The organism is Micromonospora sp. NPDC003776 (genome assembly GCF_053605645.1).
On the sequence record NZ_JBSGJR010001000.1, the window covers coordinates 1 to 1,064 of the forward strand.

At 79.5% G+C, this 1,064-nt stretch carries 2 protein-coding genes; both read left to right on the forward strand.

The features are described 5' to 3' along the window. A partial coding sequence (locus ACWEVO_RS37060) for a nicotinate-nucleotide--dimethylbenzimidazole phosphoribosyltransferase (RefSeq protein WP_452312029.1) occupies positions 1-657 on the forward strand: 657 nt, incomplete at its 5' end. After that, positions 647-1,064 (forward strand): adenosylcobinamide-GDP ribazoletransferase (locus ACWEVO_RS37065; protein WP_452312030.1); only part of this gene is annotated, 418 nt, incomplete at its 3' end. The genes ACWEVO_RS37060 and ACWEVO_RS37065, both read left to right, overlap by 11 nt.

Genomic DNA, 1,064 nt, shown 5'->3' on the forward strand with positions numbered 1-1,064 from the left:
GCGGTGCTCGCGGCCACGGCCGGCGCGGAACCCCCGGCGGTGCTGGGCCGGGTGCTCACCGAGCACGGCCAGTACGACGACGCGGCCTGGATGGTCCGCTGCGCCGCCGTCCGGGACGCGCTGCACCGCACCCGGCGGTCCGCCCGGGACGCCAAGGACATCCTGGCGGAGCTGGGCGGCGGCGACGTCGCGGTGGCCACCGGGGTGCTGCTCGGCGCGACCGCCCGGCGGGTTCCGGTGCTGCTGGACGGCCCGGTCGGCGTCGCCGCCGGCATGGTGAGCCGGGACCTCGCCGGGCAGGCCCGGCACTGGTGCCTGCTGCCCGACCACGGCGGCCAGCCGGCGGTGCGGCTCGCCGCCGACGTGCTGGGCCTGACCCCGCTGGTGGACCTGCGGCTGGACCTCGGCGAGGGGGCGACCGCGCTGGCCACCCTGCCGCTGCTGCGCTCGGCGCTGGCGCTCGCCGCCGCCCTGCCGATGCACCCGTCGCTGCGCGGCGACGAGGACGACGAGGACTTCGCCGAGCCGGAACCGGCCGGACCGGGCCCGGCCACCATCGAGCCGGAGCCGGAGTTCGCCGAGCCCGAGCCGGCCGGCCCGGGGCCCACCACGACCGGCCCCGACGAGCCGGTCTCCCCCGGCCGACGTGCCGACTGACCCACGCCTCGCCGCCGGCCTCCGGCTGGCGGTCACCACCTTCACCACGCTGCCCGTCCGCGCCGGCCGGATCGACCGGCACGTGGCGGGCGTCGCGATGGCCCTCGCCCCGGCGGTCGGGGCGCTGCTCGGCGCGCTGCTCGCGGCGGTGCTGCTGCTGACCGCCGCGCTCGCGCCCCCGCTGGTCGCGGCCGGGGTGACCGTCGCGGCGGGGGCGCTGCTGACCCGGGGGCTGCACCTCGACGGGCTGGCCGACACCGTGGACGCGCTGGGGTCGTACCGGCGCGGGGCGGCGGCGCTGGAAATCATGAAGAAGCCGGACGTCGGGCCGTTCGGCGTGGTCGCGCTGGTCGTCGTACTCCTGCTCCAGGCCGCGGTGCTCGCGGAGCTGGCCGGCCGGTCGTGGC